The 3,234-nt window shown below is 65.5% G+C and carries 2 protein-coding genes and 2 pseudogenes; 2 read left to right on the top strand and 2 right to left on the bottom strand.

Features of this window, described 5'->3' with window-relative positions; genetic code table 11:
- Together SSPN_RS0141740 and SSPN_RS53495 are read left to right on the top strand one after the other, a co-directional pair.
- Positions 1-610, top strand: a 610-nt coding sequence (locus tag SSPN_RS0141740) for a group II intron maturase-specific domain-containing protein (protein ID WP_010316723.1), incomplete at its 5' end; no start/stop codon positions are given.
- A gap of 115 nt (positions 611-725) precedes the next feature.
- Positions 726-1,682, top strand: coding sequence for a reverse transcriptase domain-containing protein (locus SSPN_RS53495; protein ID WP_202799031.1), 957 nt, complete (start codon positions 726-728; stop codon positions 1,680-1,682).
- A 22-nt stretch (positions 1,683-1,704) separates the two neighbouring features.
- On the opposite strand, the pseudogene SSPN_RS61360 reads toward SSPN_RS53495, so the two are convergent.
- Together SSPN_RS61360 and SSPN_RS57455 are read right to left on the bottom strand one after the other, a co-directional pair.
- Positions 1,705-2,868: pseudogene (locus SSPN_RS61360) on the bottom strand (ISKra4 family transposase); the annotation flags it as partial.
- A 163-nt stretch (positions 2,869-3,031) separates the two neighbouring features.
- Positions 3,032-3,234: pseudogene (locus tag SSPN_RS57455) on the bottom strand (hypothetical protein); the annotation flags it as partial.

Raw genomic sequence — 3,234 nt, 5'->3', positions numbered from 1 at the left:
GCGGATCGTCCGCTACGCGGACGATTTCGTCGTGCTCGTGCACGGAGACCGCCAGGATGTCGAAGCCCTACGCGAAGACATCGTCCATGTGCTCGAACCGTTGGGACTTCGGTTTTCCGAGGCGAAGACCCGCATTCTGCACATGGACGAGGCGTTCGACTTTCTTGGGTTCCGCATCCAGTGGAAACGCAAGCGAGGAACGGACAAGTGGTACGTCTACACCTTCATCGCCGACCGGCCCATCCGGTCGTTGAAGGACAAGATCCGTGCCCTGACGAGCAGGTTGTCGCAGCAACGCCCCAGGGACGTGCTGATCAGGCTCAATCAGATCATGCGCGGCTGGGCCCACTACTTCCGGCACGCAGTTTGCCAACACACCCTGGATGCCCTCGAAAACTTCGTGTGGTGGAGGGTCATTTACTGGTGGAAGAAACTGCATCGTTGGAATTGGAGGGATGTCCGCCGACGGCTCACCGGTCCCAACGGCCGATGGCGCAGACCCGCGGCGGACGGGATCGAACTGTTCAACATCGCCTCGGTGCCGGTCACCCGCTACCGATACCGGGGCATCAAGATCCCCAACCCCTGGATCACGCCTGACCACGCCTAACGACAGACACCGTGGAGAGCCCGTTGCCGAGAGATCGGCACGGCGGGTTCGGCGAGCGGCCTGGGGAAACGGGGATGAGCGGGTTCCGCAGGGGCCACGATCACGGGTATCGGAGATGCAGGCCAAGCTTCACCGTTGGGCGGCGGCCGATCCCGGCCGCAGGTTCGACGACTTGTTTAATTTCGTGTATGACCCGGCGACGCTGCTCGTGGCGTTTGATCGGGTCGCGGGCAATACCGGTGCGCGCAGCCCCGGCGTCGACGGTTTGACTGTCGTCGATATCGAGGCGGCCATTGGGGTGCCCGGGTTCCTGAACGACCTACGCACCCAGCTCAAGGAGGGTGTGTTCCGGCCGTTGCCGGTGCGGGAACGCAGGATCCCTAAGCCGGGTGGGAGCGGGAAGGTCCGTCGCCTGGGGATTCCCACGGTGGCGGACCGGGTTGTTCAGGCGGCGCTGAAGCTGGTGCTGGAACCGATCTTCGAGGCCGTTTTCGAACCGGTCTCCTACGGGTTCCGGCCGATGCGGCGGGCGCACGACGCGATCGCCGAGATTCAACGGTTCGGCACCAAGGGCTACCGGTGGGTGCTGGACGCGGACATCGAGGCGTGCTTTGACTCTATCTCGCATACCGCCCTGATGGATCGGGTGCGGGCCCGAGTCAAGGACAAGCGTGTGCTCGCGCTGGTGAAAGCGTTCCTCAAGGCCGGGGTCCTGACCGAACTTGGCTACCAGGAGGATAGTTTTGCCGGAACGCCGCAAGGGGGCATCCTGTCCCCGCTGCTGGCGAACATCGCCCTGAGCGTGCTCGATGAGCACGTGCATGGGCCGTGGCGGCCGGGCGGGATCATGAGTACCCCGAGCCGACGCGCTCGGCGTCGTGGCAAGAACCTGCCGAACTGGCGGATCGTCCGCTACGCGGACGATTTCGTCGTGCTCGTGCACGGAGACCGCCAGGATGTCGAAGCCCTACGCGAAGACATCGTCCATGTGCTCGAACCGTTGGGACTTCGGTTTTCCGAGGCGTCAGGGCGGTGGGGTAGTCGAGGTAGCCGGCTTGGGCTTTGCGGGTGAGGTAGGTGACCGTGGCTGCGGCGTTTTTGCGTTGGGTCGGGGTCAGGTCGTCTCGTGTGCCGGTGGTGGTGTCGATGGTGGCGGCGACGTCGAGGGCGTGGCCGTCGAGGATGCGGCGAGCTTGCTCGCCGACCCAGGTTTCGGCTGCGGGGTCACCTTCGTCGTGCAGGCACCAGGCGGCTTTCCAGAGGTATTCCAGGACGTGAATGACGTCGATGAGGATCGTGACCTTGACCTCGCGGGTACGGGCCTCGGTACGGATGCGGCGGAGCTGGTCGTTGTTGCCGTCGACCAGGGCGATCCATTGCCGCTGGTGGGTGGGGTCACGGCGGGTGGCCTCGTCGAAAACGGCGGTGAGCACGCCGGCGGCGTTGGTGGTGACGCTGGCGGTCAGCCACTTGTTTCGGGCCACCGGCGCGGGCGTGATCTCCTCGGCTGAGGTGGTCTCGCTGGTGCGGGCGAGGATGTCGGCGGCGGTGCGGGCGGCGGGAGTGATGTCGTAGACGCTACCGACCTCGGCCATGCGTGTGCGGTTACGTTTCTCCCCTTTGGACAGACGAGTGCCCAGTTTCCTGACCGATTCGGCGGCTTTCTTGCGGGTGGCCTCGCGTAGTGCTTCGGGATGCATGACGATGCCCTTGCCGTCGGCGGAGAGCACCAGCACATCCCCGCTGGTCCCCGCCGGGGACCGCCGGGTTTCGTAGAAGGTCTCGAAATCGGTCGCGGCCCGAGCGGCCAGCTGCTGGAGTTGGCGTTTGCCCACTTCTTGCCCAGTGGCGCGGCTGATCGCCGCCTGGGCATCGCCGAAGGAGCCGCGGGCGGCCTCCAGGGCGGCCAGCCGCCGCAGCCCGTGCGAGTGCTTCTCGGCCGGCAGGTTCAGCACCCCGTCCGCGGGATGGACAGTGGACGCACTCGGCGCCCGGTAGGCCAGCCGGGTCACGGTCACCTCGCCGAACACCGTGGCCAGACCACGCCGGCGTCCCTGCTCCAGGCGAGTGCGCTGGATGCCGTCGGGGCCGGTCACGCCGCCGGGAACCGGGTGCTCACGCACCGAACGAAGATCAAGATGTTCCTGCAGCAGCCGGCGCATCAACGTCCGGGACCGCTCGGTCAGCAGCTCTTCCAGCTCGCCATGCGTGATGCCACAGTCAGCGGCGCCGAGCTCCGTGATGATCGACTCGAACACCGCCCGAGAGGATTCGAACGCTCCGGCGACATCGTGGTTCGCGTACCCTGCCACAGGGCTCCTTCTTTACGTTGATGGACGTCAGACACCCACAACGTAACCAGAAGGAGCCCCTTTCATGATCACCACCCACCGACCCCCCCCGACCTCTTTTGAGGTGAGGTCATGCTGCCTGGGGGATGGCGTTGTGGGTGGGGTGGTTGCGTTGTTGTTCTTGGGTGAGGTGGTAGGTCCAGTAGTCGTTGAAGTCGCCGTTGGCGTGGAGGGCGCGGAGTTGGAGGATGGCTTCGGCGCTGGGTAGTTTCCAACGGGCGCCGGTGATGTCCATGCGGTCGGCGATGAGGTGGCGGCAGGCGCCTTCGATGA

This window comes from Saccharopolyspora spinosa NRRL 18395 (genome assembly GCF_000194155.1).
Taxonomy (GTDB): domain Bacteria; phylum Actinomycetota; class Actinomycetes; order Mycobacteriales; family Pseudonocardiaceae; genus Saccharopolyspora; species Saccharopolyspora spinosa.
Note: the sequence above shows the minus strand (reverse complement) of the source record. Positions and strands in the feature narration are given on the sequence as shown.